Source organism: Nocardiopsis protaetiae (assembly GCF_045446735.1).
GTDB classification, from domain to species: Bacteria; Actinomycetota; Actinomycetes; order Streptosporangiales; family Streptosporangiaceae; genus Nocardiopsis; species Nocardiopsis protaetiae.
This window is the reverse complement of sequence record NZ_JBJJBV010000486.1, coordinates 1-2,195: the sequence shown is the minus strand read 5'-3', so window position 1 is coordinate 2,195 and position 2,195 is coordinate 1. Positions and strand designations below refer to the sequence as shown.

At 72.6% G+C, this 2,195-nt stretch carries 2 protein-coding genes; both read left to right on the top strand.

From position 1 onward, the window contains the following. The first annotated feature begins 79 nt into the window (after nucleotides 1-79). Nucleotides 80-1,066, top strand: a complete 987-nt coding sequence (locus tag ACJOT3_RS34130; protein ID WP_406977263.1) for an aldo/keto reductase — start codon at nucleotides 80-82, stop codon at nucleotides 1,064-1,066. Nucleotides 1,067-1,179: 113 nt separating this feature from the next. Further along, nucleotides 1,180-2,160, top strand: a complete 981-nt coding sequence (locus ACJOT3_RS34125) for an aldo/keto reductase (protein WP_406977262.1) — start codon at nucleotides 1,180-1,182, stop codon at nucleotides 2,158-2,160. Nucleotides 2,161-2,195 lie beyond the last annotated feature (35 nt).

Here is a 2,195-nt window from a genome sequence, read left to right as displayed (position 1 = left end):
CCTTGACCTGGAGCGCGCTCCAGGTCGCAGACTCCTGTCCAGGGCCTGCGCAGGGCGGGCCGCGAACGGGAGGAACCCCATGCGTCAGCGCACCATCGGCACCGATCCCGCCACCCGGCGCGAGGTGAGCGCCCTGGCCCTGGGCACCATGCTCATGGGCACCCGGACCGACGAGAAGACGTCCTTCGCGATCCTGGACCGCTACGCCGAGGCGGGCGGCACCTTCCTGGACACCTCCGACAACTACGCGTTCTGGGAGAACGGGGACCAGGGCGGGCAGAGCGAGGAGGTCATCGGCCGCTGGCGGCGCAGCCGCGGCGTCGGCGACGGGCTCTTCGTCGCCACCAAGCTCGGCGCCCGCCCGCTCGCCCCGGGGACGAGCTACACCGACAACCCCGAGGGGCTGTCGGCCCGGGTCATCCGAAAGTCCTCCGAGGCCAGTCGCGAGCGCCTGGGCCTGGAGCACATCGACCTGCTGTACGCGCACATCGAGGACCAGAAGACCCCGCTGGAGGAGACCGTCGAGGGCTTCGCCGACCTGGTGAAGGAGGGTTCGGTGGGGCTGCTGGGGGTCAGCAACCACTCCGTCTGGCGGGTGGAGCGCGCCCGCGCCCTGGCCGCCGCCGCGGGCCTGCCCGGCTACGAGGTGCTCCAGTACCAGCACAGCTACCTGCGTCCGCGCACCGACATCGCCAAGCCGCTGTGCCGGGACGGCAACATCGGCAGCGCGGGCTCGGACCTGCTCACCTACATGCGGGCCGTGCCGGGGCTGGTCCTGGTGGCCTACACCCCGCTGCTCAGCGGCGCCTACACCCGCGCCGACAAGCCGCTGCCCCGCGACTACGACCACCCGGGCACCACCGCCCGGCTCGCGGCGCTGCGGGAGATCGCCGCCGAGACCGGCGCGACGCTCAACCAGGTGGTGCTGGCCTGGCAGATCGGCCACGAGCTGCCCATCATCCCCCTGGTGGGCGCCTCCTCCGTGGAGCAGCTGGAGGAGAGCCTGGGCGCCCTCGACCTCGAACTCACCGAGGACCAGCGCGCCCGCCTGGACGCCGCCTCCTGAACCCCACGGGAAAGAAAGTTTTCTGTAGGGCTTGAAGTGGAGTGCACTCCAGGTTCCAGACTCTTCATCACGGGGCCCGCACCGGGCGGGCCCCGACGGGAAGGACACCCCCTATGCGTCAGCGCACGATCGGCATCGACCCCGCCACCCGGCGCGAGGTGAGCGCCCTCTCCCTGGGCACGATGAACATGGGCACGCACACCGACGAGAAGACGTCCTTCGCGATCCTGGACCGCTACGTCGAGGCCGGCGGCACCTTCATCGACACCGCCAACAACTACGGGACCGACGGCGGGCGCGGCGGCCAGAGCGAGATCCTGGTCGGCCGCTGGCTCCGCAGCCGGAACCCGGGTGCCGAGGTCGTCGTCGCCACCAAGCTCGGCGCCCGACCGCTCGCCCCGCGCACCACCTACATCGACAACGGCGAAGGGCTGTCCGCCCGGGTGATCCGCGAGTCGACCGAGCGCAGCCTGCAGCGGCTGGGCCGGGAGCGCATCGACCTGCTGTACGCGCACATCGAGGACCGGAACGTGCCGGCCGCCGAGACCGTCGAGGCGTTCGCCGAGCAGGTGGCGCTGGGCCGGGTGGGCCTGCTGGGGGTCAGCAACCACCCGGCGTGGCGGGTGGAGCGGGCCCGCGGCCTGGCCGCCGCCGCGGGGGTGCCCGGCTACGAGGTGCTCCAGTACCACCACAGCTACCTGCGGCCGCGCACCGACATCGGCGACTCGGTCTGCCCGGAGGGCCACCTGGGCGCTGCCGGCTCCGACATCCTCACCTACCTGCGGGCCGAGCCGGAGCTGGCCCTGGTGGCCTACACCCCGCTGCTCAGCGGCGCCTACACCCGCGCCGACAAGCCGCTGCCCCGTGACTACGACCACCCGGGCACCACCACACGCCTGGCCGCCCTGAAGGAGATCGTCGCGGAAACGGGCGCCACCCCCAACCAGGTGGTGCTGGCCTGGCAGATCGGCCAGGACATCCCGATCATCCCGCTGATCGGCGCCTCCTCCGTGGAGCAGCTGGAGGAGAGCCTGGGCGCCCTCGACCTCGAACTCACCGAGGACCAGCGCGCCCGCCTGGACGCCGCCTCCTGACCCGGACCCGCGCCGTCCCGAACCGGGGCCGGGAC